The organism is Agromyces mariniharenae (assembly GCF_008122505.1).
Classification (GTDB): domain Bacteria; phylum Actinomycetota; class Actinomycetes; order Actinomycetales; family Microbacteriaceae; genus Agromyces; species Agromyces mariniharenae.
This window is the reverse complement of the sequence record NZ_VSSB01000002.1, coordinates 791,350-815,682: the sequence shown is the minus strand read 5'-3', so window position 1 is coordinate 815,682 and position 24,333 is coordinate 791,350. Positions and strand designations below refer to the sequence as shown.

General features: G+C 71.6%; 22 protein-coding genes. 7 read left to right on the top strand and 15 right to left on the bottom strand.

Features of this window, described 5'->3' with window-relative positions; all coding sequences use genetic code 11:
* Positions 1-33 precede the first annotated feature (33 nt).
* The 5 genes from FYC51_RS17065 to rplU all read right to left on the bottom strand — a co-directional run bounded on the left by FYC51_RS17065 (position 34) and on the right by rplU (position 4,347).
* Positions 34-1,302 carry a glutamate-5-semialdehyde dehydrogenase gene (locus FYC51_RS17065; protein WP_148734954.1) on the bottom strand — a complete coding sequence of 423 codons (1,269 nt, stop codon included), beginning with the start codon at positions 1,300-1,302 and terminating at the stop codon, positions 34-36.
* A 24-nt stretch (positions 1,303-1,326) separates the two neighbouring features.
* A complete protein-coding gene (proB, locus tag FYC51_RS17060; protein ID WP_148734953.1) occupies positions 1,327-2,130 on the bottom strand; it encodes a glutamate 5-kinase in 804 nt (267 codons plus the stop codon).
* Entirely contained in the window at positions 2,127-3,680 is a 1,554-nt protein-coding gene (gene obgE / locus FYC51_RS17055; protein WP_148734952.1) for a GTPase ObgE, read from the bottom strand. Before obgE ends, proB begins: the two co-directional genes overlap by 4 nt.
* Positions 3,681-3,755: 75 nt before the next feature.
* On the bottom strand, positions 3,756-4,013 hold the full coding sequence (gene rpmA / locus FYC51_RS17050; RefSeq protein WP_148734951.1) for a 50S ribosomal protein L27: 258 nt from the start codon (positions 4,011-4,013) through the stop codon (positions 3,756-3,758).
* Positions 4,014-4,038: 25 nt separating this feature from the next.
* The gene (gene rplU / locus FYC51_RS17045; RefSeq protein ID WP_148734950.1) at positions 4,039-4,347 is read right to left on the bottom strand and encodes a 50S ribosomal protein L21; all 309 of its coding nucleotides are present in this window, start codon (positions 4,345-4,347) and stop codon (positions 4,039-4,041) included.
* A gap of 217 nt (positions 4,348-4,564) precedes the next feature.
* On the opposite strand from rplU, the gene FYC51_RS17040 reads away from it, so the two are divergent.
* Positions 4,565-4,861: a DUF4031 domain-containing protein gene (locus FYC51_RS17040; protein ID WP_148734949.1), complete on the top strand. Its 297-nt coding sequence runs from the start codon at positions 4,565-4,567 to the stop codon at positions 4,859-4,861.
* 30 nt (positions 4,862-4,891) lie between these two features.
* Here the strand turns inward: FYC51_RS17040 and FYC51_RS17035 are convergent, their stop codons facing one another.
* On the bottom strand, positions 4,892-7,606 hold the full coding sequence (locus FYC51_RS17035) for an Rne/Rng family ribonuclease (protein WP_148734948.1): 2,715 nt from the start codon (positions 7,604-7,606) through the stop codon (positions 4,892-4,894).
* Between the two features lie 278 nt (positions 7,607-7,884).
* Here FYC51_RS17035 and FYC51_RS17030 point away from each other — a divergent pair, with 278 nt between their 5' ends.
* Positions 7,885-8,511 (top strand): vitamin K epoxide reductase family protein, encoded by a 627-nt coding sequence (locus FYC51_RS17030; protein ID WP_148734947.1) that lies wholly within the window; start codon positions 7,885-7,887, stop codon positions 8,509-8,511.
* A gap of 84 nt (positions 8,512-8,595) precedes the next feature.
* Here the strand turns inward: FYC51_RS17030 and ndk are convergent, their stop codons facing one another.
* The 5 genes from ndk to FYC51_RS17005 form a co-directional block, all read right to left on the bottom strand.
* Positions 8,596-9,018, bottom strand: a complete 423-nt coding sequence (gene ndk / locus FYC51_RS17025) for a nucleoside-diphosphate kinase (RefSeq protein WP_148734946.1) — start codon at positions 9,016-9,018, stop codon at positions 8,596-8,598.
* Positions 9,015-9,512 carry a DUF4233 domain-containing protein gene (locus FYC51_RS17020; protein ID WP_148734945.1) on the bottom strand — a complete coding sequence of 166 codons (498 nt, stop codon included), beginning with the start codon at positions 9,510-9,512 and terminating at the stop codon, positions 9,015-9,017. Before FYC51_RS17020 ends, ndk begins: the two co-directional genes overlap by 4 nt.
* Positions 9,509-10,885 carry a bifunctional folylpolyglutamate synthase/dihydrofolate synthase gene (locus FYC51_RS17015; protein ID WP_148734944.1) on the bottom strand — a complete coding sequence of 459 codons (1,377 nt, stop codon included), beginning with the start codon at positions 10,883-10,885 and terminating at the stop codon, positions 9,509-9,511. The genes FYC51_RS17020 and FYC51_RS17015 overlap by 4 nt, the downstream gene beginning before the upstream one ends.
* On the bottom strand, positions 10,882-14,187 hold the full coding sequence (ileS, locus tag FYC51_RS17010; protein WP_148734943.1) for an isoleucine--tRNA ligase: 3,306 nt from the start codon (positions 14,185-14,187) through the stop codon (positions 10,882-10,884). Before ileS ends, FYC51_RS17015 begins: the two co-directional genes overlap by 4 nt.
* A 259-nt stretch (positions 14,188-14,446) precedes the next feature.
* Positions 14,447-14,842: a GntR family transcriptional regulator gene (locus FYC51_RS17005; RefSeq protein WP_148734942.1), complete on the bottom strand. Its 396-nt coding sequence runs from the start codon at positions 14,840-14,842 to the stop codon at positions 14,447-14,449.
* A gap of 209 nt (positions 14,843-15,051) precedes the next feature.
* Here FYC51_RS17005 and FYC51_RS17000 point away from each other — a divergent pair, with 209 nt between their 5' ends.
* The 4 genes from FYC51_RS17000 to FYC51_RS16985 all read left to right on the top strand — a co-directional run bounded on the left by FYC51_RS17000 (position 15,052) and on the right by FYC51_RS16985 (position 19,770).
* Positions 15,052-16,404, top strand: a complete 1,353-nt coding sequence (locus tag FYC51_RS17000) for an MFS transporter (RefSeq protein WP_238476432.1) — start codon at positions 15,052-15,054, stop codon at positions 16,402-16,404.
* Between the two features lie 103 nt (positions 16,405-16,507).
* Positions 16,508-19,090: a valine--tRNA ligase gene (gene valS / locus FYC51_RS16995; RefSeq protein ID WP_148734941.1), complete on the top strand. Its 2,583-nt coding sequence runs from the start codon at positions 16,508-16,510 to the stop codon at positions 19,088-19,090.
* 9 nt (positions 19,091-19,099) lie between these two features.
* Complete coding sequence (locus FYC51_RS16990) at positions 19,100-19,546, top strand: GNAT family N-acetyltransferase (RefSeq protein WP_148734940.1); 447 nt, start codon at positions 19,100-19,102, stop codon at positions 19,544-19,546.
* Positions 19,546-19,770: a hypothetical protein gene (locus FYC51_RS16985; RefSeq protein WP_148734939.1), complete on the top strand. Its 225-nt coding sequence runs from the start codon at positions 19,546-19,548 to the stop codon at positions 19,768-19,770. The genes FYC51_RS16990 and FYC51_RS16985 overlap by 1 nt, the downstream gene beginning before the upstream one ends.
* 4 nt (positions 19,771-19,774) lie before the next feature.
* Here the strand turns inward: FYC51_RS16985 and FYC51_RS16980 are convergent, their stop codons facing one another.
* Positions 19,775-20,608, bottom strand: a complete 834-nt coding sequence (locus FYC51_RS16980; protein WP_148734938.1) for a methyltransferase domain-containing protein — start codon at positions 20,606-20,608, stop codon at positions 19,775-19,777.
* Between the two features lie 54 nt (positions 20,609-20,662).
* On the opposite strand from FYC51_RS16980, the gene FYC51_RS16975 reads away from it, so the two are divergent.
* On the top strand, positions 20,663-22,702 hold the full coding sequence (locus tag FYC51_RS16975; protein ID WP_148734937.1) for a M3 family metallopeptidase: 2,040 nt from the start codon (positions 20,663-20,665) through the stop codon (positions 22,700-22,702).
* Between the two features lie 120 nt (positions 22,703-22,822).
* Here FYC51_RS16975 and FYC51_RS16970 read toward each other — a convergent pair whose 3' ends face one another.
* The 3 genes from FYC51_RS16970 to FYC51_RS16960 all read right to left on the bottom strand — a co-directional run bounded on the left by FYC51_RS16970 (position 22,823) and on the right by FYC51_RS16960 (position 24,332).
* Positions 22,823-23,152, bottom strand: coding sequence for a metal-sulfur cluster assembly factor (locus FYC51_RS16970; RefSeq protein WP_148734936.1), 330 nt, complete (start codon positions 23,150-23,152; stop codon positions 22,823-22,825).
* A 20-nt stretch (positions 23,153-23,172) separates the two neighbouring features.
* Entirely contained in the window at positions 23,173-23,943 is a 771-nt protein-coding gene (gene sufC / locus FYC51_RS16965) for a Fe-S cluster assembly ATPase SufC (RefSeq protein WP_148734935.1), read from the bottom strand.
* Positions 23,944-24,005: 62 nt separating this feature from the next.
* Positions 24,006-24,332 (bottom strand): non-heme iron oxygenase ferredoxin subunit, encoded by a 327-nt coding sequence (locus FYC51_RS16960; RefSeq protein WP_148734934.1) that lies wholly within the window; start codon positions 24,330-24,332, stop codon positions 24,006-24,008.
* Position 24,333 lies beyond the last annotated feature (1 nt).

Here is a 24,333-nt window from a genome sequence, read left to right as displayed (position 1 = left end):
CCTGCGGGTGTTGCTCGTGACAGTCTAGCGAGGTCAGGCGCGCACGTGCCCGGCGCCGCGCACGATCCACTTCGTGCTCGTGAGCTCGGGCAGGCCCATGGGCCCTCGGGCATGCAGTTTCTGCGTCGAGATGCCGACCTCAGCGCCGAATCCGAACTCCGCGCCGTCGGTGAACCGCGTCGACGCGTTCACCATGACCGCCGCGGCATCCACCTCGTTCAGGAACCGCTCGGCGTTGCCGAGGTCGTTCGTGACGATCGACTCGGTGTGCTTGGTGGAGTAGCGGCGGATGTGGCGCAGCGCGTCGTCCATCGAGTCGACGATGCCCACCGAGAGGTCGAGGCTCATGTGCTCGGTCGCCCAGTCCTCGTCGGTCACGGGCACGGTCTCAGGTCGCAGGGCGTGCACGCGTTCGTCGGCGTGCACGGTGACGCCGGATGCCTCGAGCCGGTCGAGCACCGCCGGCAGCAGCCGCTCGGCGGCGTCGCGGTGCACGAGCAGCGTCTCGAGCGCGTTGCAGACGCTCGGCCGCTGCACCTTCGCGTTGTGCACGAGCTCGACCGCCCAGTCCTCGCGGGCGGATGCGTCGAGGAACATGTGCACGACGCCGGCTCCCGTCTCGATGACGGGCACCTTCGCCTCGTCGACGACCGCGCGGATGAGCCCTGCGCTGCCGCGCGGGATGAGCACGTCGACGTAATCGCGGGCCTGCATGAGGTGGCGCGCGCCGGCGCGGCCGAAGTCGTCGACCGTCTGCACGCCGTCGGCGGGGAGGCCCACGGACTCGAGCGCATCGCGCAGCACGCCGAGGAGCACGTGGTTGGTCTGCTCGGCGGCGGTGCCGCCGCGCAGCACGACCGCGTTGCCGCTCTTCAGCGCGAGCACGGCGATGTCGATCGTCACGTTGGGACGCGCCTCGTAGATCGCGCCGACGACGCCGAGCGGCACCCGCACCTGGTCGATCCGGACGCCGTTCGGCAGCGAACGGCCGCTCACGGTGTCGCCGATCGGGTCGGTGAGCGCGATGACCTCGAGCACGGCGTCGGCCAGGGCGCCCACGCGGCGCTCGTCGAGGGCGAGGCGGTCGAGGAGTCCGCTGGAGAGGCCGGCCTCGTCGCCCGCCTCGAGGTCGCGGGCGTTGGCGGCGATGATCTCGGCGGTGCGCTCGCGCAGCAGGACCGAGACCTGCTCGAGCGCGGCATCCTTCTCGGCCGTCGTTGCCCGCGCGAGCCGGTACGACGCCTCCTTCGCGGCGGCGAGCCGCGCGTCGATCACCGTCGTGTCGAGGTCGGGGTGCTCCATGGCACCAGCCTAGGTGAGCGCGGCCTACGCCCCGGCCGTGTGACGAACGGGGGCCGCGTCGAACCAGGTGCCCACCTCGGCGCCCGTGAGCGCCTGCGACACGAGCGGCGTGGCGGTGATGAGCACCGCGGCACCCGACTCCGCGGCGATCCGGGCGGCCGAGACCTTGGTCTCCGCTCCTCCGGTGCCGACGCCGGCGCGACCGATCGTCCCGATCTCGACCCCCGCGAGCGGGTCGCCGAACGGCACGTGGTCGATGCGCTCGGCGCCCTCGAGGTGCGGCGGCTTCGTGTAGAGCGCGTCGACGTCGGAGAGCAGCACGAGCAGGTCGGCCCCGATGAGCTCGGCCACCATCGCGGCGAGCCGGTCGTTGTCGCCGAACCGGATCTCGTGCGTCGCCACGGTGTCGTTCTCGTTGACGATGGGCAGGATGCGCAGGGCGAGGAGCCGGTCCATGGCGCGCTGCGCATTGGAGCGCGGCGTCGCGTGCTCGAGGTCGCCTGCGGTGAGCAGCACCTGGCCCGCGACGATGCCGTAGCGGTCGAGCGAGTCCTGGTAGCGGAACACGAGCAGGTTCTGACCCACGGATGCCGCGGCCTGCTGCGTCGCGAGGTCGTTGGGCCGTTCCTCGAGCCTCAGGTACGGCATGCCCGTGGCGATCGCGCCCGACGAGACGAGCACCACCTCGGTGCCGCGCTCGTGCGACGCGGCGAGGGCGTCGACGAGCGGGCCGATCTGGCCGGCGTTCTCGCCGCTGATGGACGACGAGCCCACCTTCACGACGATGCGACGGGCGTTCGGGATGTCGGCGCGCGTGCGCGGGGTCACCGGTCGTCGTCCTCCGTACCGGGATCGGCAGGTCCGATCGCGTCGTCGTCCATGTCCTCGGCCCACAGGCCGGCCTCGCGCTCGCGCTGCAGCTCGGCGCGGGCCTCGGCCTTCGCGTCCATGCGCTCGTGGTACTCGCTGCGGCGCTCGGCGCGCGTCGCGCGGCGGTTGTCGTCGAGACGCACGTCGGTGCCGCGCGGCGCGGTGATGAGCTCGGCCGTCGACGTGAGCGTGGGCTCCCAGTCGAACACGACGCCCGAGCCGGCTCCGATGACGACCGTCGACCCGGCGATCGCGCCGGCGCGCACCAGCTCGTCCTCGACGCCGAGGCGGGCCAGCCGGTCGGCGAGGTAGCCGACGGCCTCGTCGTTGGTGAAGTCGGTCTGGGCGACCCAGCGCTCGGGCTTCGCGCCCAGCACGCGATAGATGGTGCCGTAGCTGCCGCCCTCGGGGCGCACGACGAACCCGGCCTCGTCGACGGCCTTCGGCCGCATCACGATGCGCTCGGGAGCGGGAGCCGCGGCGGCGGCCGCACGGGCCTCGTCGACGAGCTCGCCGAGGGCGAAGCCGAGCTGGCGGAGGCCCTCGTGGCTCACGGTCGAGATCTCGAACACGCGGTAGCCGCGCGCCTCGAACTCGGGGCGCACGAAGTCGGCCAGCTCGCGGGCCTCGGGCACGTCGACCTTGTTCAGCGCGATGAGCTGCGGGCGGTCGAAGAGCGGCACCTGGCCCTCGGGCACGGGATACGCGGCGAGCTCGGCGAGGATCACGTCGAGGTCGCTGACGGGGTCGCGGCCGGGCTCGAGCGTGGCGCAGTCGATGACGTGCAGGAGCGCGGAGCATCGCTCGACGTGGCGGAGGAACTCGAGGCCGAGGCCCTTGCCCTCGCTCGCGCCCTCGATGAGCCCGGGCACGTCGGCGACGGTGTAGCGGTGGTCGCCCGCCTGCACGACGCCGAGGTTCGGATGCAGCGTGGTGAACGGGTAGTCCGCGATCTTCGGCCGTGCGGCGGAGAGGGCGGCGATGAGGCTCGACTTGCCCGCCGACGGGAAGCCGACGAGTGCGACATCCGCGATGGTCTTGAGCTCGAGGGCGACCTCGCCCTCGTAGCCGGGCGTGCCGAGCAATGCGAAGCCGGGCGCCTTGCGCTTCGTGCTCGCGAGTGCCGCGTTGCCGAGGCCGCCGAGACCGCCCGGTGCGACGACGAACCGCAGGCCGGGCTGGTCGAGGTCGGCGAGCTCGACGCCCTCCTCGTCCTTCACGACCGTGCCGACGGGCACGGGGAGCTCGAGCGTCTCGCCGGCGGCGCCCGAGCGGTTGTCGCCCATGCCGGGCTGGCCGTTGTCCGACGAGCGGTGCGGCCGCCCGTGATACGCCAGGAGGGTCGTGACCTGGGGGTCGGCGACAAGCACGATGTCACCGCCGTGCCCGCCGTTGCCGCCGTCGGGACCGGCGAGCGGCTTGAACTTCTCGCGGCGCACCGAGACGCACCCGTTGCCGCCGTGCCCGGCGCGCACGAACAACGTCACGCGGTCGACGAAGCTGACCATGCCGCTGCCCTCCTGTTGCTCTGGGAAATGCGTGAGGGCGAGCCGAAGCCCGCCCTCACACGACCGATCGGTCGACTATTCGCCGGCCGCCACGATGTTGACGACCTTGCGGCCGCCCTTGGTGCCGAACTGCACGGCGCCGGCCTCGAGCGCGAAGAGCGTGTCGTCGCCACCGCGACCGACGCCCGCACCCGGGTGGAAGTGGGTGCCGCGCTGGCGGACGAGGATCTCGCCCGCGCTGACGACCTGACCGCCGAAGCGCTTCACGCCGAGGCGCTGCGCGTTCGAGTCACGACCGTTGCGAGTGGAGCTCGCTCCCTTTTTGTGTGCCATGTCTGCTTCTCCTTGGGGGCCGCTGCTACTTGATGCCGGTGATCTTGACGCGCGTGAGCTCCTGACGGTGGCCCTGGCGCTTCTTGTAGCCGGTCTTGTTCTTGAACTTCTGGATCACGATCTTGGGACCGCGGAGGTCGTTCAGGACCTCGGCCGTGACCGTGATCTTCGCGAGCGACTTGGCGTCGGAGGTGATCTTGTCGCCGTCGACGAAGAGGACCGGCGTGAGCTGGACGTTGCCGTCCTTGTCCGCCTTGATCCGGTCCATCGTCACGATGGTGCCGACTTCGACCTTCTCCTGCCGACCGCCGGCGCGCACTACTGCGTAAACCACTACTCGTACCTATCTCTGGGGAGCCGGGGCTCCGGTGTCTGATGGGATGTCACTGCGCGGGACCCCAGCGGGATGGAGGGTCGTCACTGCCAGAAAACTGTGCGGGCACACCGGGATAAGCCGGTGGCACCAGCGGTCGAGTCTACCGGATGCCCCGGGGCCGGTCAAACGCGCGTCACCCGGCGCGTCGCGCGCACCCGCGCGTAGGATCGGGCCCATGACCGTGCTCATCGACACGCCGCTCTGGCCGAAGCACGGCACGGTCTGGGCGCACCTCGTGAGCGACCGCTCGGTCGCCGAGCTGCGCGCCTTCGCCGAGCGCAACGGGGTGCCGGCGCGCGCCTTCGACCTCGACCACTACGACGTCCCCGTCGAGCGGTGGGACGAGCTCGTGGCCGCGGGCGCCGAGCCCGTCTCGCCGCGCGAGCTCGTGCGCCGGCTCGCGGCGAGCGGACTGCGGGTCACGCCGCGCGAGCGGCACGGACGGGGCGGGCCCGACCGGCACCACGGCTGACGGTGCGCGAGCGCCGCAGCCGGGTCGGGCCTACTCCTGGCGCTCCCCCGCGGTCGTGCCGTCGGCGCGAGTGATCACGGGCGGTCCGCCGGCGGTGCTGAGCGCCGCGGTCGAGACGCGACGGCTGCGGGATCGTCCCTCGCCGGCCTTCTTCGGGGCGGGCAGCGCGTCGAGCACCGAGTCGAGGAGCCCCTCGGCCTCGGCGGCCCGCACAGTGCGACGTCGCTCGGCCGGCGCGACGGGCGGCAGGTCGAGGTCGACGCGAGGCGACTCGGATGCCGCGGCGGGCTCGGCAGCGGGCGCGGACTCGCGTGCGGCCCGCTCGGGCGCACCGGACTCGGCCTGCTCGGGTGCAGCGGTCGCCGAGACCTCGGCCGGACCCTGCTCCTGCGACACGCGGCGATGACGTCCGCGACGGCGTCCGCCCGAGGACGGCTGCGACTCGCGTCCGCTCGACGCGGCCGTCGCCTCGGCAGGCGCAGCGTCGGTCGTCGCGGCGGCGACCGCGGCCTCGCGGGCCGGCTCGGCTGCGGGCGACGCGGCCTCGCCGCCCGAGGCGGCGGGCGCGGCATCCGTCGCCGGCTTGTGGTCGGCGTGCGGGATGGTCGACGCGGCGATCTGGGCGAGGGCGTGCTTGACGTCCTCGGTGATCGCGTGCGTGCCCGTGTGCGCCTTGGCCTCGGCGGGCTGCTGCTGCGGCTGGTTGCCGCCGCCGCCGCCGCGACCGCGACGGCGCTCGACCTGCTGCTGCGGCGCACGGTGCTTCATGATCGGCTCGTGGTGCACGATGATGCCGCGGCCGGCGCACACCTCGCAGGGCTCGCTGAACGACTCGAGGAGGCCGAGGCCGAGCTTCTTGCGGGTCATCTGCACGAGGCCGAGCGACGTGACCTCGGCGACCTGGTGCTTCGTGCGGTCGCGCGAGAGGCATTCGACGAGGCGCCGCAGCACGAGGTCGCGGTTCGACTCGAGCACCATGTCGATGAAGTCGACGACGATGATGCCGCCGATGTCGCGGAGCCGGAGCTGCCGCACGATCTCTTCAGCCGCCTCGAGGTTGTTCTTGGTGACGGTCTCCTCGAGGTTGCCGCCCGAGCCCACGAACTTGCCGGTGTTCACGTCGACGACCGTCATCGCCTCGGTGCGGTCGATGATGAGCGACCCGCCCGACGGCAGCCAGACCTTGCGGTCGAGGGCCTTCTCGATCTGCTCGGTGATGCGGAACTCGTCGAACGCGTCGCGCTCGCCTGTGTACGCCTCGACGCGCTCGAGGAGGTCGGGCGCCACGGCGCGCAGGTAGCGCTCGATCGTCTCGCGCGCGTCGTCGCCCGAGATGATCATCTTCTGGAAGTCCTCGTTGAAGACGTCGCGGACGATCTTGATCAGCAGGTCGGGCTCGGAGTGCAGCAGCGCGGGCGCCTGCACCTTCTCGAGCTGGGTCGAGATGTCGGCCCACTGCGCGATGAGACGGTTCACGTCGAGCGTGAGCTGCTCCTCGGTGGCGCCCTCGGCGGCGGTGCGCACGATGACGCCGACGTTGTCGGGCAGCACCTCCTTGAGGATCTTCTTGAGGCGCGCGCGCTCGGTGTCGGGCAGCTTGCGGCTGATGCCGTTCATCGAGCCGTTCGGCACGTACACGAGGTAGCGGCCGGGCAGCGAGACCTGGCTGGTGAGGCGGGCGCCCTTGTGGCCCACCGGGTCCTTCGTGACCTGCACGAGCACGCGGTCGCCCGGCTTCAGGGCGAGCTCGATGCGGCGGGGCTGGTTCTTCTCGCCGTTCTCGGCGGCGGCGTCCCAGTCGACCTCACCCGAGTAGAGCACGGCGTTGCGGCCGCGGCCGATGTCGACGAACGCGGCCTCCATGCTCGGCAGCACGTTCTGCACGCGCCCGAGGTAGACGTTGCCGATGAGCGACGCGTCCTGGTTTCGGGCGACGTAGTGCTCCACGAGCACGCCGTCCTCCATCACGCCGATCTGCACGCGGCCGCTCTTGGAACGTACGACCATCTGGCGGTCGACCGACTCGCGACGGGCGAGGAACTCCGCCTCGGTGATGACCGCACGGCGGCGACCGGCGTCGCGACCGTCGCGACGGCGCTGCTTCTTGGCCTCGAGGCGCGTCGAGCCCTTGACCTTCTGCGGCTCGGTGATGAGCTCGGGCTCGCGCGGCTTGCGCACCTTGACGACGGTGTTCGCCGGCTCGTCGCCCGACGGGCGACCCTCCTCGCCGCTGCGGCGGCGGGTGCGGCGGCGCACGCTCGAGGACTCCTCGGCAGCGGCGGCGGCGCGGTCGCCGCGCTCGGGGCGTTCGGGCCGCTCGGTGGGAACGAGCACGGGCGGCGCGTGGAAGATGAGCGAGGTCGTCGTCAGCGTCGCGGGGATCGGCGAGGCGGGCTCGGGCGCCGGCTCGGGCTCGGCGTCGGCCTCGGCGGCGGTCTCCTCCGCCTCGGGCGCGTCGGCGGCGTCGTCCGCGTCGTCGGCCTCGTCGGTCGCGTCGGCGGCCGGTGCGGTCTCGACCCGCTCGGATGCCACGACGGCGGGCTCGTCGACCGAGCGCGCCTCAGCGGCATCCGATTCGGGCCCTGACGGCGACGTCTCGTCGACGGCCGACTCGCCGTTCAGCGCGGTGCGCTCGGACGTGCGACCGCGACCGTTGCGTCGGGCCCCGAACAGGCCGCCGCGTCGCTTCGGTGTGCCGGTGCCGGAATCGGGTTCGTTCGTGTGGTTGTCGTTGCCTTCCACCATCTCTGGTGCACTCCTACGACGGTGTGGACGGCCGCGCCATCCGCTCCGTTCTCGTCTCGAGCGGTCTCGCGCCCTGCGCGGAACCGCCAATCCTTCTCACTGCTGCGACCGGCTGGGTGCCTGTGTCGCCACGTCTCGCGGTGCGTCTCACCGCCTACTCGGATGCGGTGCATCCTCAAAGCCTTCGTCTGCGTCGCGGCGGGCGCGGCCCGTGCGACTCCTTCGATTATCGCACGCTCTCACAGGGTCGTGTGGAAACGGCATGCCACAATACGAACATGCCGGACACTCCCCCGCGGTCCCGACCCGTCGCGGTCGCCGTGTTCCTCGTGATCGCCGGGGCGTTGGGCCTGCTCGCCGCGTTCGAGCTGTCGGTCGAGAAGGTCCTCGTGCTGGCCGATCCCGAGCACGTCCCGAACTGCAACGTCGGGGTGCTCGTGGGCTGCAGCACGAACCTCGCATCGTGGCAGGGCTCGGTGTTCGGCTTCCCGAATCCGTTCATCGGCATGATGGCCTGGCCCGTCGTCGTCACGATCGCGGTGGCGATCCTGGCCGGAGCGCAGTTCGCCCGGTGGTTCTGGATCGGGTTCAACGTGGGCGTCGCCGGGGCGCTGGTCTTCGTGGGCTGGCTCATCTCCCAGAGCATCTACGTGCTCGACGTGCTGTGCCCCTGGTGCATGCTGACGTGGGCGGTGACCATCCCGACGTTCTGGGTGGTGACCCTGCACAACCTGCGCGAGGGTCATATTCCCGCGTCGGCACGCGTCCGGCGCCTCGCAGCCGAGTGGTTCAAGTGGATCCCGCTCATCACGGTCGTCTGCTACGCGATCGTCATCGTGCTGGCGCAGGTGCAGATGAATGCGATCCCGCGCGTGATGATCGACCTGCAGAACCTCTTCGGGTAGGCGATCGGGTCGACCCCGCCTGGGCCGCCGCTCAGGCCCCCAGGGCTCGCGCCGGCCGGGCGACCCGGCCGGCGCGGCATCCGATCAGGCGAACCAGAGGGCGAGCTCGCGCTCGGCCGACTCCACCGAGTCGGAGCCGTGCACGAGGTTCTGCTGCACCCGGAGGCCCCAGTCGCGGCCGAAGTCGCCTCGGATCGAGCCGGGCGCCGCGGTCGTGGGGTCGGTGGTGCCGCCGAGGATGCGGAAGCCCTCGATGACGCGGTTGCCGGCGACGCGCATGGCGACGACGGGGCCCGACTGCATGAACTCCAGCAGCGGCTCGTAGAAGGGCTTGCCCTCGTGCTCGGCGTAGTGCTGCGCGAGCAGGTCGCGGTCGGGCTGCACCATGCGGATGTCGACGAGGGAGTAGCCCTTCGCCTCGATGCGGCGGAGGATCTCGCCCGTCAGGTTGCGCGCGACGCCGTCGGGCTTCACGAGCACGAGGGTCTCCTCGATGGGGGTCGTCATTCCTGTTCCTTCCCCGGATCGGCCGATGCCGTCCGTTCACGGTCGATCCGTGCACCGACGACCATGCAGTACGCCCACAGGCCGCCGAAGATGGCGCCGACGAAGAACATCGCCGGATTGAGGAGGCCCGCCGCGAGGATGAGCCCCTGGATGGCCCATCCGACGCCGTAGCCCCACCTGAACCGCAGGAGCCCGATGGTGGCCACGAGGCCGAGGATCACGACGCCGCCGGCCGCCAGCGCGATCCACGGCGGCAGGTCGAACGTGCCGTTCTCGGTGGGCGCGAGGCCCCAGATCACGAGCGCGGCGAGGAAGACGACGATGATCTCGAACGCGAGCACGATGGAGGCGAGGGTGCGCTGCACCGAGCGCGGCTCGCCGGCCGCGGGCGAGGTGCCGGGTGCGCCGGCCGTCGTGTCGGGCCCGCCGGCCGGGTCACGCGGGGCGTCGGCACCGGGCTCGTGCTCGGCCGGCGTGTCCACGCCGCCGCTCATGCGCGACCCCAGCCGCGGTCGGCGGCGATCTCCATCGCCTCGGCGACGAGCCCGATCGAGCCGGTCACGACCACCGCGCGCTTCGGGGCCTCGGACGCCCACTCGCGCGCCTCGTCGAGCGCGTCGTCGAGCCGGTCGACGACCTGCACGCGCTCGGGCCCGATGCGGGCCGCGATCGACGCTGCCACCTCGCCGGCATCGCGGGCCCGCTCGGAATCGGGCCGCGTCACGAGGAACGCCCCGCCCGTGCGGGCGAGCACCGAGGCGATGCCGTCGGCGTCCTTGTCGGCGAGCACGCCGAACACGAACACGACCTCGTCGAAGTCGAAGTACTCCTCGAGCGCCGCCACGAGCGAGGCGGCGCCGTGCGGATTGTGCGCCGCGTCCACGATGACCGTGGGCTCGGTGCCGATCGTCTGCAGGCGACCGGGCGACGTGGTCGTCGCGAGGCCGTCGACGACCTCGTCGGCGAGGCGCACGGCCCCGCCGCCGATGAACGCCTCGACCGCTGCGATCGCCACGGCGGCGTTCTCGGCCTGGTGCCGGCCGAACAGCGGCAGCGCGATGTCGCGGTACTCCCCCGCGAGGCCCCGGATGGACACCAGTTGTCCGCCCACGGCCACGCGCGACTCGAGCACGTCGAAGGCGTCGCCCTCGACCGCGAGCGTCGACTCGGTGAGGTCGGCCGCGTCCTCCAGCACCTCGAGCGCCGCGTCGGGCTGGCGAGCGCTGACGACGGATGCCGCTGGCTTGATGATGCCCGACTTCGTGCGCGCGATCTCGGTGATCGTGGAGCCGAGTCGCGACTGGTGGTCGAGGTGGATCGGCGTGAACACCGCCACCTGTCCGTCGGCCACGTTCGTGGAGTCCCACTCGCCGCCCATGCCCACCTCGAGCACGACGACGTCGACCGGGGCGTCGGCGAAGCACGCGAACGCGAGCACCGTGAGCACCTCGAAGAAGGTCAGCGGTTCCTCGCCCGCGCCCTCGAGCTCGGCGTCGACGATCGCGATGAACGGGAGGATCTCGTCCCAGTTGCGGGCGACGGCCTCGTCGGCGATGGGATCGCCGTCGATGCGGATGCGCTCGGTGAACCGCTCGAGGTGCGGGCTCGTGAGCAGGCCGGTGCGCAGGCCCGAGGCGCGCAGCAGGCTCTCGATCATGCGGCTGGTCGAGGTCTTGCCGTTCGTGCCGGTGATGTGGATCACGGGCGCGGCGCGGTGCGGGTCGCCGAGCAACTCGACGGCCCTCCGCGTCGGCGCCAGCCTCGGCCGCGGCGAGCCCTCGCCCACGCGGGCGATGAGCGCGGTGTACACGGCGTCGGCCGCGTCGCGCGCCTCGGCGGCCTCGAAGTCGTCGGATGCGTCGGTCACAGCTTCTCCAGGTCCACGAGCAGGGCGGAGCCGTCGCCGACCGGACGCGACGCCGCGGCGCCCGCCACGTCGGCGGCCGTCTCGATGTCGAGCTCGGAGGCGAGCGTCTCCCGGGCGATGAGCGCGTGGTGCGCGGATGCCGCGGCGGCGCCGATCGCGTCGAGCGTGAGGGCGAGGCGGATGCGGTCGCCGACCTCGAGGCCGGCGGCCTTGCGGGCCTCCTGCACGGCGCGGACGACGTCGCGCGCGAGGCCCTCGGCCTCGAGCTCGGGCGTCGTCACGGTGTCGAGGAGGACGAAGCCGCCGTCGGACAGCAGTGCGAGCGCGTTCGATCCGTCGCCCGAGCCGCCGGCCTCGAGCACGAGGTCGTACTCGCCGGGCTCGAGCGCGATGCCGCCGGCCACGACGCCCTCGCCGTTGAGCGACCAGTCGCCCGACCGGGCGGCCTGGATCGCCTGCTGCACGGACTTGCCGAGGCGTGGTCCGGCGGCCCGCGCGTTGACGCTGAGCCGCTTCGTGACGCCGTAGGCCTCGGCGCTCGAGTCGTCGAGCGGCACGAGGTCGACCGACTTCACGTTGAGCTCGTCGCGGAGGATGCCCTCGAAGGGCGCGAGCGCCGCGGCATCCGACGTCACGACCGTGAGGTTCGCGAGCGGAAGGCGCACGCGGCGACCAGCCTGCTTGCGCAGCGCGAGGGTGGCGCCGCTGATCTCGCGGACGGCGTCCATGGCGGCGACGAGCGCCGGGTCGGCCGGGAACTCGTCGGCGTCGGGCCAGTCGGCCAGGTGCACGCTGCGGCCGCCCGTGAGCCCCCGCCAGACCTGCTCGGTGACGAGCGGGAGTAGCGGCGCGGCGAGGCGCGTGTAGGTCTCGAGCACCGTGAAGAGCGTGTCGAACGCCTCGGCACCCGAGCCGTCCTCACCGACACCCGCCCAGAACCGGTCGCGCGACCGGCGCACGTACCAATTGGTCAGCACGTCGGCGAAGTCGCGCAGCTTCTGCGCCGCGAGCGGCGAGTCGAAGTCCTCGAGGTCGGCCGTGACGCCGGCCACGAGGTCGCGCAGCTTCGCGAGCAGGTACCGGTCGAGCACGTCGGTCGAGTCGGTGCGCCGCTGCGCCTCGTACCCGCCCTCGCGCGCCGTGTTGGCGTAGAGCGAGAAGAAGTACCACGTGCTCCACAGCGGCAGCATGACCTGCCGGACGCCCTCGCGGATGCCCTCCTCGGTGACGACGAGGTTGCCGCCGCGCAGCACCGAGCTCGACATCAGGAACCAGCGCATGGCGTCGGAGCCGTCGCGGTCGAAGACCTCGGAGACGTCGGGGTAGTTGCGCAGCGACTTCGACATCTTCTGCCCGTCGCTGCCGAGCACGATGCCGTGGCTGACGACGTTCTCGAAGGCCGGCCGGTCGAACAGTGCCGTCGACAGCACGTGCAGGGTGTAGAACCAGCCGCGGGTCTGCCCGATGTACTCGACGATGAAGTCGGCCGGGTTGTGCGAGTCGAACCACTCCTGGTTCTCGAACGGGTAGTGCACCTGCGCGAACGGCATCGAGCCCGAGTCGAACCACACGTCGAGCACGTCGGGGATGCGCCGCATGGTGCTCTTGCCGGTGGGGTCGTCGGGGTTCGGGCGGGTCAGGTCGTCGATGAACGGGCGGTGCAGGTCGGGCTCGCCGTGCGAGTTGCGCGGCAGCACCCCGAAGTCGCGCTCGAGCTCCTCGAGCGAGCCGTAGACGTCGATGCGCGGGTGCTCGGGGTCGTCGCTCTTCCACACGGGGATCGGCGAGCCCCAGTACCGGTTGCGGCTGATCGACCAGTCGCGGGCGCCCGCGACCCACTTGCCGAACTGGCCGTCCTTGACGTTCTCGGGGACCCAGGTGATCTCCTGGTTCAGCTCGCCCATGCGGTCGCGGAAGTCGGGCACGCGGATGAACCAGCTCGACACCGCCTTGTAGATGAGCGGGTTGCGGCAGCGCCAGCAGTGCGGGTACGAGTGCTCGTAGCTCGCCTGGCGGAGCAGTCGGCCCTCGGCCTTGAGCACCTGCGTGAGCGGCTTGTTCGCGTCGCTCCAGAGGAGGCCCGCGACATCCGTCACCGCCGAGAGGAACCGGCCGCCCTCGTCGAGCGAGAGGATCACCGGGATGCCGGCGGCCTCGCCCACCTTCTGGTCCTCCTCGCCGTATGCGGGGGCCTGGTGCACGATGCCGGTGCCGTCGTCGGTCGTGACGTAGTCGGCGACGAGGATCTGCCAGGCGTTCTGCAGCCCGTAGTGGTCGACGTCGGCGTAGTAGTCGAAGAGCCGGTCGTAGGTCACGCCCTCGAGCTCGGCACCCGTGACCGTGCGCGAGACCGCAGCGCGGGCGTCGTCGGCCGAGTCGTAGCCGAGCTCCTTGGCGTAGCTGCCCACGAGGTCGCGGGCGAGCAGGTACTCGGCGCCGAGCACCTCGGTGTCGGTCGCGCCGACGTGCTCGCGGTTGACCGTCGCATCGGGCGTGCCGTTCGGGCCGGCGGGCACGACGGCGTACTCGATGCCGGGGCCGACCGCGAGCGCGAAGTTCGTCGGCAGCGTCCACGGCGTCGTCGTCCACGCGAGGGCGCGCACGGCGGTGAGCCCGAGCGACTCCGCCTTCGCGCCCGTGAGCGGGAAGGTGACCGTGACGGTCTGGTCCTGGCGCATCTTGTAGACGTCGTCGTCCATGCGCAGCTCGTGGTTCGACAGCGGCGTCTGGTCGCGCCAGCAGTACGGCAGCACGCGGTAGCCCTCGTAGGCGAGGCCCTTGTCGTAGAGCGTCTTGAACGCACAGATCACGGACTCCATGAACGGGAGGTCGAGCGTCTTGTAGTCGTTCTCGAAGTCGACCCAGCGCGCCTGGCGGGTGACGTAGTCCTGCCACTCCTCGGTGTAGCGCAGCACGGCGTCGCGCGCGGCCTGGTTGAAGGCCGCGATGCCCATCTCCTCGATCTCGCTCTTGTCGGTGATGCCGAGCTGGCGCTCGGCCTCGAGCTCGGCGGGCAGGCCGTGGGTGTCCCAGCCGAACCGGCGGTGCACCTGGTGCCCGCGCATGGTCTGGAACCGCGGGAACAGGTCCTTGGCGTAGCCCGTGAGGAGGTGCCCGTAGTGCGGCAGGCCGTTGGCGAACGGCGGGCCGTCGTAGAAGACCCACTCGGGTGCGCCCTCGCGCTGGTCGATCGACGCCTGGAAGGTCTCGTCGGCCTTCCAGAACGCGAGGACCTCGCGCTCGACCGACGGGAAGTCGGGAGACGGGGCGACGGAGTGGTCGTCTGGGGTACGGGGGTACACGCTCGCTCCTTGCGGGGACGGATGCTTCCGCGAGGACGCCGGCCGCTCGATCGAGCTCCGCCGCGGTACCACCTCGCTTGCGAATCGGACCCTTCGCCCTTCGACGAGCTCAGGGACCGGGACCGATTCGCCCCTCGTTGCGGCTGTGACGGGCCGACCCGTTCGGTTCTACTTGCCGATCGGATGCCACGGGGGCATCCACTCGCGTTCTTCCGAAGACTCCCCGGTGATGGCCGGATCGATGTCGTTGCCCTCAAGCCTACCGTGTCGGCGCGGTGCGGAGCACGCCGGGCGACGACGGCGACCACCGGTACGCCTCGCTGATGAGCGCGAGCAGCGCGCTCTCGGGCAGGTCGTGCAGCTTGGCCTCGTCGACGAGGTCGTGGATCGCCCCGGCGAGGGCGGCGTGACCGCCGATGCGCACCGCGACGACGGCGCCACGGCCCGGATGCAGCTCGATGAGGCCCTCGTCGCGCAGCACGCGGTACCCGCGCAGCACGGTGTGCATGTTCACGCCGAGGTCGCCGGCGAGGTCGCGTGCGGCGGGGAGGCGCTCGCCGCCGATGACGCGACCGTCGATGATCGCGGCACGCACGGCGGACGCGAGCTGCTCGAAGAGCGGGGTCGGACGGGTCGGATCGAGTCGGATCAGCACCTCCCGATCGTATTGTGCTAGTCGAATGCGAACAAGTCGCTTGTCGGTCGGATCGGCCGCTGCCATGATGAGTCCGAGCCGCGTCGTCGGGGCGTCCCCGCTCCCCCAGCGCGCCCCGTCGACCGGCCCGGATCACGCCGTCGGTCGCGCGACGCCGGCACCCGCCGAGCCGTCGGGCTCACCGCAGCCAGAACCCACAAGGACCCATCGTGACCACTGCAACCCCCGTGCCCACCACGCCCGCGGACCCGCCCCACATCCGACGCATCGCGTGGGCGTCGATGGTCGGCACCTCGCTCGAATCGTTCGACTTCTACGTCTTCGCGTACTTCTCGGCGTTCTTCGTCGGCCCGCTCTTCTTCGACCCGCTCGGCGAGTTCGGCGGCACCCTCGCCGCGTTCTCGACGATCGCCCTGGCCTTCGTGGTCCGCCCGATCGGTGCGGCGATCTTCGGCCACATGGGCGACCGCCTCGGACGCCGCGCGACGCTGCTCTGGACCGTCGGCATCATGGGCGTCGCGACCGGCCTCATCGGCCTGCTGCCGACCTACGCCCAGGCCGGCTGGCTCGGCGCCGTCGGCCTGGTGCTGCTGCGCGTCGTGCAGGGGCTCTCGCTCGGCGGCGAGTGGGGCGGCTCGATCCTGCTCGCGACCGAGCACTCGAACCCCGTGAAGCGCGCGTTCTACGCCGCGATCCCGCAGCTCGGCTCCCCCGTCGGGTCGATCCTCTCCGCGGCACTGTTCATCATCATGACCCTCGTGCTCCCCGCCGAGGAGATCGCGGCGTGGGGCTGGCGCATCCCCTTCCTCCTCGCGATCCCGCTCCTGCTCGTCTCGCTCTACCTGCGCTGGTCGATCGACGAGACGCCCGTGTTCAAGGAGGTCGTCGCCGAGGGGCGCCGCGACCGCGTCCCGTTCGCGACCATGTTCCAGAAGCGCCCCGTCGCGATCCTCATCGCCATCGGCGCGGCGATGCTCGGCATCGGCTCGTACTCGCTGATGAACACGTACACCATCAACTACGGCGCGGCGGAGCTCGGCTTCAGCTTCCAGGACCTCCTGATCGCGACCACGATCGGCGGCCTGCTGCAGCTCGTCACCATCCCGCTCTTCGGCGCGTGGGCGAACCGCATCGGCTCGGCCCGGGTCGTGGCGTGGGGCGCGCTCGGCACGCTGCTCATCACGTTCCCGATGTACTTCCTGCTGCAGTTCGCGACGTTCCCGATCCTCGTGGGCACCATGATCATCGGCGGCATCCTGCCGACCATGTCGTGGGCCGCGCTCGGCGGCCTCATGAACGACCTGTTCCCCGACCACTTCCGGTACTCGGCGCTCTCGGTCTCGTACGCGATCGCGGCCACCGTGGGCGGCTTCGTGCCGCTCGTGACCGTGGCGCTCGGCGAGGCGACGGGGTACGTGTGGTGGCACCCGGGGATCGTGCTCGCCGTGCTCTCCGCCGTGACCCTCGTCGCCGCGTGGGCGGCCGCCCGGATGCCCGTGGTGCCCGAGTCGGGCGACCCCGAGCAGCAGCTCGAACCGCAGGCGGCCGGTCCCACCGCCTGAGCGGCCCGCTCCGCGGGGTGCGACGCTCCATCCGCTAGGCTGGAGCGTCGCACATTCAGGCACCCCCATGGACTCGGTGCCGTACATACCGAACCGGAGCATCATGACCGACACCCCGCGCATCCCCGACAAGCCCGCACTCGAGGGCCTCGAGGCCAAGTGGGGCGGCGTCTGGGAGCAGGACGGCACCTACCGGTTCGACCGCGACTCCGCCACGCGCGACGCGATCTACTCGATCGACACGCCGCCGCCCACCGCGTCGGGCTCGCTGCACATCGGCCACGTGTTCTCGTTCACGCACACCGACCTCGTGGCGCGGTACCAGCGCATGCGCGGCCGCAGCGTCTTCTACCCCATGGGCTGGGACGACAACGGCCTGCCCACCGAGCGCCGCGTGCAGAACTACTACGGCGTGCGATGCGACCCGACGCTGCCGTACGACCCCGACTTCGTGCCGCCGTTCGAGGGCGGCGACAACAAGAGCACGAAGGCCGCCGACCAGCTGCCGATCAGCCGCCGCAACTTCATCGAACTGTGCGAGAAGCTGACGGTGGAGGACGAGCAGGAGTTCGAGGCGCTGTTCCGCGCGCTCGGCCTGTCGGTCGACTGGACGCAGACCTATCGCACGATCGCCGACGAGGCGCTGTTCACCTCGCAGCTCGCGTTCATCCGCAACGTCGAGCGCGGCGAGGCCTACCAGGCGCTCGCGCCCACGCTCTGGGACGTGACGTTCCGCACCGCGGTGGCCCAGGCCGAACTCGAGGACCGCGAGCAGGCCGGCCACTACCATCGCGTGACCTTCCACCGCCCCGACGGCGGCACGGTCGAGATCGAGACGAGCCGCCCCGAGCTCATCCCCGCGTGCGTGGCCCTCGTCGCGCACCCCGACGACGAGCGCTACCAGCCCCTCTTCGGCACGACCGTGACGACGCCCGTGTTCGGCGTCGAGGTGCCGGTCGTGGCGCATCACCTCGCCCAGAAGGACAAGGGCACGGGCATCGCCATGATCTGCACCTTCGGCGATGTGACCGACGTCGTGTGGTGGCGCGAGCTCGACCTCCCGAACCGCACGATCATCGGGTTCGACGGCCGCATCGTCGCGGAGGCGCCCGACGCCATCACGTCGGAGTCCGGTCGTGCCGCGTTCGCCGAGCTCGCCGGCAAGACCGCCTACTCCGCCAAGCAGGCCGTGGTCGAGCAGCTCCGATCGTCGGGCGACCTGCTCGGCGAGCCCAAGGCCATCACGCACCCCGTGAAGTTCTTCGAGAAGGGCGACCGCCCGCTCGAGATCGTCTCCACGCGCCAGTGGTACATCGTGAACGGCGCGCGCGACGAGGAGCTGCGGTCGCGCCTCGTCGACGGCGGTCGTGAGATCGACTGGCGCCCCGACTTCATGCGCGTGCGCTACGAGAACTGGGTGGGCGGCCTCGCTGGCGACTGGCTGATCTCCCGCCAGCGCTTCTTCGGCGTGCCGATCCCGGTGTGGTACCCGCTCGACGCAGACGGGAATCCCGTGTTCGACGAGCCCATCGTCGCGACGCGCGAGCTGCTGCCGGTCGACCCGTCGTCGGCCACTGCGCCGGGCTACGAGGAGTCGCAGCGCGGCGAGCCGGGCGGCTTCGTCGGCGAGCACGACATCATGGACACCTGGGCGACGTCCTCGCTCACGCCGCAGCTCGCGGGCGGCTGGGAGCGCGACCCCGAGCTGTTCGACCTCGTCTTCCCGTACTCGCTGCGGCCGCAGGCGCAGGACATCATCCGCACGTGGCTGTTCTCCACGGTGCTGCGCGCCGAGCTCGAGCACGGCACCCGGCCGTGGGCGAACACGGCGATCTCGGGCTTCATCGTCGACCCCGACCGCAAGAAGATGTCGAAGTCGAAGGGCAACGTGGTGACCCCCGCGGGCCTCCTCGAGCAGCACGGCTCCGACGCGGTGCGGTACTGGGCCGCGTCGAGCCGCCTCGGCGTCGACGCCGCGTTCGATCCGCAGAACCCGACGCAGGTGAAGATCGGCCGTCGCCTCAGCATCAAGGTGCTGAACGCCGCGAAGTTCATCCTCGGCTTCGACGGAAGCGCGGATGCCCCGGTGACCGTGCCGATCGACCGCAGCATGCTCGCCGAGCTCGCCGACGTCGTCGCGAGCGCCACGCGTTCGTTCGACGCCTACGACCACGCCCGGGCGCTCGAGGTCGCCGAGACCTTCTTCTGGACCTTCTGCGACGACTACCTCGAGCTCGTGAAGGAGCGCGCCTACGGCGAGCCCAGCCCCGAGCAGGCCTCGGCCGTCGCGGCGCTGAAGACCGCGCTCTCGGTGCTGCTGCGCCTGTTCGCACCGGTCATCCCGTTCGCGACCGAGGAGGCCTGGCGCTGGTCGAACGCGGGCTCGGTGCACCGCGCCGCGTGGCCGACGACCGACGAGCTCGCCGCCCGCGGTGAGGCCGGTGTCGAGCTGCTCGAGCTCGCGAGTCTGGCGCTCACGGGCATCCGTCGCGCCAAGACCGACGCGAAGGCGTCGCAGAAGACCCCGGTGTCGAGCGCCGTGATCGCCGCCCCGGCGACCGCGATCGCGCTGCTCGAGTCGGCGGCATCCGACCTCCGCGCGGTGGGGCGCATCGCGTCGCTGTCGTTCGTGGAGGCCGACGAGTTCGAGGTGCGCGACATCGTGCTCGCCGCACCCGAGGCGTAGGGGGAACGCATGGCACACGAGATCCGCATGGCGGGCGACGACGACTTCTTCGGCTGGCTGCCGCTGTTCGAGGCGTACTGCCGGTTCTACGAGACCGATCTCGACGACGCGAAGGCGCTCATCGTCTGGAACTGGATCCGCGACGAGCACGACCCGCTCGAGGCGGCGCTCGCGGTCGACGAGGAGGGCACGCCCGTGGGGCTCGCGCAGTACCGCGTCGTGCCCGACACGCTGCAGGCCACGCGCGGCCTGTACCTCGACGACCTCTACGTCGATCCCGAGTCGCGCGGTTCGGGCGTCGGGCGTGCGCTCATCGAGTTCGTGCACGCCCGCTCGCGTGAGATCGGCGCGGGCGGCGTGAGCTGGATCACCGCGGCCGACAACGCCGATGCTCAGAAGCTCTACGACAACCTCGCACGCCGCACGACGTGGGTCACCTACGAGATGGACGCCTGATGCGCCTCGGCACGCGCTGGGAGTTCGGCGCCGAGCCGCCGGCATCCGTGCCCGCCGACCTGCGCCCGCGCATCGCGGCCGCGGAGGCGACCCACGAGGGCGAGGGCGCCGGCCGCCACTGGACGCTGACCTGGCTGGAGGGGCGCCCGATCGTCGAGCTCGACGACGGCACCGTCGTCAGCGACGCCATCATCGACGTGCACGACGCCGACGAGGACTGGTAGCGCCTCAGGCCCGCGCGAGCACCTCGGCGTGCGGCATGAGCAACCAGCCGTCGTCGTCGGTCGCCCAGTCGCGCCACGCCTGCCCGATGCGCGCGAGCTCGGCGGGGTTCGAGTGTCCCGACTCGATCGCGTGTGCCGCGAACTGCGACTGCGTCGCCCGCTCGGCCCACGAGTTGCCCCACCACTCCCGCTCGAGCGCGGTCGAGAACACCCAGGTCGTCGCGGTGGAATCCGCGTCGACGAAGCCCGCCTCGCGCACCCAGCGCGTGAGGTGACGGCCCGCGTCGGGCTCCCCGCCGTTGCCGATCGCGACGTCGTGGTAGAGCTCGAGCCAGCGGTCGAGGCCCGACGAGGCCGGGCTCCAGATCACGCCGCCGTAGTCGACGTCGCGCACCGCGAGGATGCCGCCGGGTTTCAGCACCCGACGGAACTCGCGCAGCGCGTCGACGGGGCGGGCGAGGTGCTGCAGCACCTGGTGCGCGTGCACGACGTCGAACGCGGCATCCGCGAACTCGAGGGCGTAGGCATCGCCGACGCGGAAGTCGACGTTGTCGACGCGCTCGCTCGAAGCGAGGCCGGCCGCGCGCGCCACGACGTCGGCGGCGGCGTCGACGCCCGTCACGAGGCCGGGTCGCACGCGGCGCGCGAGGTCGATTGTGATGGTTCCGGGGCCGCTGCCGACGTCGAGCACGCGGGCGCCGGCCTCGAGGTGCGGCGCGAGGTAGGCGGCCGAGTTCTCCACCGTGCGCCAGGAGTGCACGCGGAGCACGCTCTCGTGATGGCCGTGCGTGTAGGCCTCGGCCGGTGCGGACTCGATCGACTCCCCGTCGCGCTGCATACGTCGAGCCTACGACCGTCGCGACGCCGTCGCGCTCGCCCATAGGGTGGTCGGATGGACGATCGCACGAACCCGTTCCTCGAACCCAGTCCGCTCCCCTATCGCCTCCCGCTGTTCGGGCTCGTGCGGCCCGAGCACTACCGCGAGGCGATCGAGGCGGGCATGCGCGAGCAGCGCGCCGAGGTCGAGGCGATCGCTGCGGATGCCGCGCCGCCGAGCTTCGAGAACACGCTCGTCGCCCTCGAGCGGTCGGGGGTCCTCCTCCGCCGGGTGCTGCCCGTGTTCGCGAACGCGAGCTCGGCCGACGCGAGCGACGAGCTCGACGCCCTCGAGGCCGAGCTGGCGCCGAAGCTCGCCGCGCACCGCGACGCCATCCGCCTCGACCCGCGCCTGTTCGCGCGCATCGGCGTGCTGCACGGCCTCCGCGACGACCTTGGCCTCGATCCCGATCAGGCGTACCTCCTCGACCGCAGCTACACCGAGGCGGTCCTGGCCGGCGCCGGACTCGACCCCGAGGGGCGGAGCCGACTCACCGAGCTCAACGAACGCCTGTCCTCGCTCACCACGGCGTTCCAGCAGGACCTGCTCGCCGACACGAACGACCTCGCGCTGCACCTCGCCGACGAGGCGGAGCTCGACGGGCTGGATGCGGGTGCGCGGTCCGCGGCCCGTGAGGCGGCCCGCTCCCGGGATCTCGACGGGTGGCTCATCACGCTCGTGCTCCCGACGGGGCAACCGGCACTCGCGGCGCTCACCCGACCCGACGTGCGCGACCGCCTCCTCGCCGCGTCCATGGCGCGCGGCGCCCGCGGCGGAGCGCACGACACCCGGGCGACACTGCTCGAGATCGTGCGCCTGCGCGCCGAGCGGGCGAAGCTCCTCGGGTTCCCCGACCACGCCGCGGCCGTGACCGCGGGCGAGACCGCCGGCTCCCCCGAGGCCGTCGCGGCCCTGCTCGACGAGCTCGTGCCGGCGGCGACGCGGAACGTCGCGCGCGAGCGCGCCGACCTGACCGCCCGGGCATCGGCCGCGGGCGCCCGCACGCCCGTCGCCGCCGACTGGGCGTACCTCGCCGAGCAGGTGCGCGCCGAGCGCCACGACGTCGACCTCGCGGTGCTGCGACCGTACTTCGAGCTCGACCGCGTGCTCGTCGACGGCGTCTTCCACGCCGCGGGCCTCCTCTACGGCCTCCGGTTCGACCGCCGCGACGGCCTCGTCGGCTACCACCCCGACACTCGCGTCTACGAGGTGTTCGAGCACGACGGCTCCCCGGTCGGCCTGTACCTCTTCGACCCGTACACACGCGACTCGAAGCGCGGCGGGGCGTGGATGAGCGCGCTCGTGGACCAGTCCGAGCTCACGGGCGACCTGCCCGTCGTCGTCAACAACATGAACATCCCGAAGCCCGCCGCCGGCGAGCCGACGCTCCTCACGTTCGACGAGACCGAGACGCTCTTCCACGAGTTCGGCCACGCCCTGCACGGCTTGCTCGCCCGCGTGCGGTACCCGTCGCAGGCGGGCACGAGCGTGTTCCGCGACTTCGTCGAGCTGCCGAGCCAGGTGAACGAGCTGTGGGTGCTGCGCCCCGAGGTGCTCGGGCACTACGCCGTGCACCACGAGACGGGCGAGCGGATGCCGCAGCAGCTCGCCGACCGCCTCATCGCCGCGCGCGGCTTCAACCAGGGCTTCGAGACGGCGGAGTACCTCGGCGCCGCGGTGCTCGACCAGGCGTGGCACCGCCTCGTCGCGGAGGATGACGTGAACGACGTGGCCGCCTTCGAGCATGCGGCGCTCGCGGCCGCGGGCCTCGCCGACCCGCTCGTGCCGCCGCGCTACTCGAGCGCGTACTTCGCCCACGTGTTCGCGGGCGGGTACGACGCCGGCTACTACTCGTACATCTGGAGCGAGGTGCCGGGGGCCGACGTCATGGAATGGTTCGAGCACCACGGCGGCGCGACCCGCGAGAACGGCGACCGGTACCGCCGCGAGGTGCTCGAGCCGGGCGGCTCCCGCGACCCGGGCGAGTCGATCCGCGCGCTGCTCGGGCGCGAGCCGTCGATCGACGCGCTGCTGCGGCGCCGCGGCCTCGCCTGAGCGGCGGCTGGTGGCCGAGTGCGACGGCGCTCGGTCACCAGCCGCCGAGCCCCAACCTCCGAGCACGCGACGACGCCCCGGATGCACGCGGCATCCGGGGCGTCGGCGTCGAATCGGAGGCTAGATCGCGAACCCGAGGGCGCGCATCATGTCGCGGCCGTCGTCGGTGATCCGCTCGGGGCCCCACGGCGGCATCCACACCCAGTTGATGCGGAACGCGTCGACGATGCCGTCGAGCGCCTCGGCGGTCTGCTCCTCGAGCACGTCGGTGAGGGGGCATCCGGCGCTCGTGAGCGTCATGTGGATCACGAGCGCGTCGTGCTCATCGTCCCAGCCGAGGTCGTAGATCAGCCCGAGGTCGACGACGTTGACGCCGAGCTCGGGGTCCATCACGTCCTTGAGCGCCTCGGTGACCGCGTCGTAGCGCTCGGGTGCGAGTGTGGTGACCATGATGCGATTCTAGCCGCGGCCTACTCGGCGACGGCCGTCTCCGCGACCTGGTAGCGGTCGTAGCCCTCTTCCTCGAGCCGCTCGGCCAGCTCGGGACCGCCCTGCTCGGCGATCCTGCCCGCGACGAACACGTGCACGAAGTCGGGGTGGATGTACCGGAGGATTCGCGTGTAGTGCGTGATGAGCATGATGCCGAGGCCCGTGTTGGCCTTGGCGCGGTTCACGCCCTCGGAGACGATCTTCAGCGCATCGACGTCGAGGCCGGAGTCGGTCTCGTCGAGCACGGCGAAGCGCGGCTTGAGCAGCTCGAGCTGGAGGATCTCGTTGCGCTTCTTCTCGCCGCCCGAGAAGCCCTCGTTGACGTTGCGCTCGGCGAAGACCGGGTCCATGCGGAGGTTGGACATCGACTCGCGGACGTCCTTCACCCAGCCGCGGATGGAGGGCGCCTCGCCGTCGATCGCGGTCTTCGCGGTGCGGAGGAAGTTCGTGACGGTCACGCCGGGGATCTCGACGGGGTACTGCATCGCGAGGAAGAGGCCGGCGCGAGCGCGGGCGTCGACGGTCATCTCGAGCACGTTCTCGCCGTCGAGCAGGATCTCGCCCTGCACCACGGTGTACTTGGGGTGACCGGCGATCGTGTAGGCGAGCGTCGACTTGCCGGAGCCGTTCGGCCCCATGATCGCGTGGATCTCGCCCTCGTTGATGGTGAGGTCGACGCCGCGGAGGATCTCGCGGACGCCCTGGTCGGTCTCGACGTTGACGTGCAGGTTCTTGATCTCGAGCACGGACATGGTTCTTGTTGGTCTCTTTCGTTCGTCGGCCGCTCGGGCCGGAAGCTGGTGGGTCGGGCGGGTCAGACGGTCAGCGTGACCGACGGGTCGATGTGGACGTCGCCGTCCTTCACCTCGACCTGGAACACGGGGACGGGCTCGTAGGCGGGGAGGGTCAGCGGCTTGCCGGTCGTGAGGGAGAACTTCGAGCCGTGCGCCCAGCACTCGAGCGTGTCGTCCTCCACGAAGCCCTCGGCGAGCGAGATGTCGCCGTGCGTGCAGGTGTCGCCGATGGCGAAGATGTCGCCCGCGGCGTCCTTCACCACGGCGATCGGCACGCCCTCGACCACGAAGCGCGCGGCCTCGTTGGTCCCGAGGTCGTCGACGGCGCAGACTCGAACGGATGCCACG

Coding starts and splice junctions, on each gene's coding strand:
- FYC51_RS17035 (WP_148734948.1), bottom strand. CDS start 7,606: ATGGTGGAAGGCAACGACAACCACACGAACGAACCCGATTCCGGCACC.
- FYC51_RS16975 (WP_148734937.1), top strand. CDS start 20,663: ATGGACGATCGCACGAACCCGTTCCTCGAACCCAGTCCGCTCCCCTAT.
- rpmA (WP_148734951.1), bottom strand. CDS start 4,013: ATGGCACACAAAAAGGGAGCGAGCTCCACTCGCAACGGTCGTGACTCG.
- FYC51_RS16970 (WP_148734936.1), bottom strand. CDS start 23,152: ATGGTCACCACACTCGCACCCGAGCGCTACGACGCGGTCACCGAGGCG.
- ndk (WP_148734946.1), bottom strand. CDS start 9,018: ATGACGACCCCCATCGAGGAGACCCTCGTGCTCGTGAAGCCCGACGGC.
- FYC51_RS17020 (WP_148734945.1), bottom strand. CDS start 9,512: ATGAGCGGCGGCGTGGACACGCCGGCCGAGCACGAGCCCGGTGCCGAC.
- obgE (WP_148734952.1), bottom strand. CDS start 3,680: ATGGTCAGCTTCGTCGACCGCGTGACGTTGTTCGTGCGCGCCGGGCAC.
- valS (WP_148734941.1), top strand. CDS start 16,508: ATGACCGACACCCCGCGCATCCCCGACAAGCCCGCACTCGAGGGCCTC.
- FYC51_RS17040 (WP_148734949.1), top strand. CDS start 4,565: ATGACCGTGCTCATCGACACGCCGCTCTGGCCGAAGCACGGCACGGTC.
- FYC51_RS16990 (WP_148734940.1), top strand. CDS start 19,100: ATGGCACACGAGATCCGCATGGCGGGCGACGACGACTTCTTCGGCTGG.
- FYC51_RS17065 (WP_148734954.1), bottom strand. CDS start 1,302: ATGGAGCACCCCGACCTCGACACGACGGTGATCGACGCGCGGCTCGCC.
- FYC51_RS17030 (WP_148734947.1), top strand. CDS start 7,885: ATGCCGGACACTCCCCCGCGGTCCCGACCCGTCGCGGTCGCCGTGTTC.
- FYC51_RS16980 (WP_148734938.1), bottom strand. CDS start 20,608: ATGCAGCGCGACGGGGAGTCGATCGAGTCCGCACCGGCCGAGGCCTAC.
- sufC (WP_148734935.1), bottom strand. CDS start 23,943: ATGTCCGTGCTCGAGATCAAGAACCTGCACGTCAACGTCGAGACCGAC.
- FYC51_RS16985 (WP_148734939.1), top strand. CDS start 19,546: ATGCGCCTCGGCACGCGCTGGGAGTTCGGCGCCGAGCCGCCGGCATCC.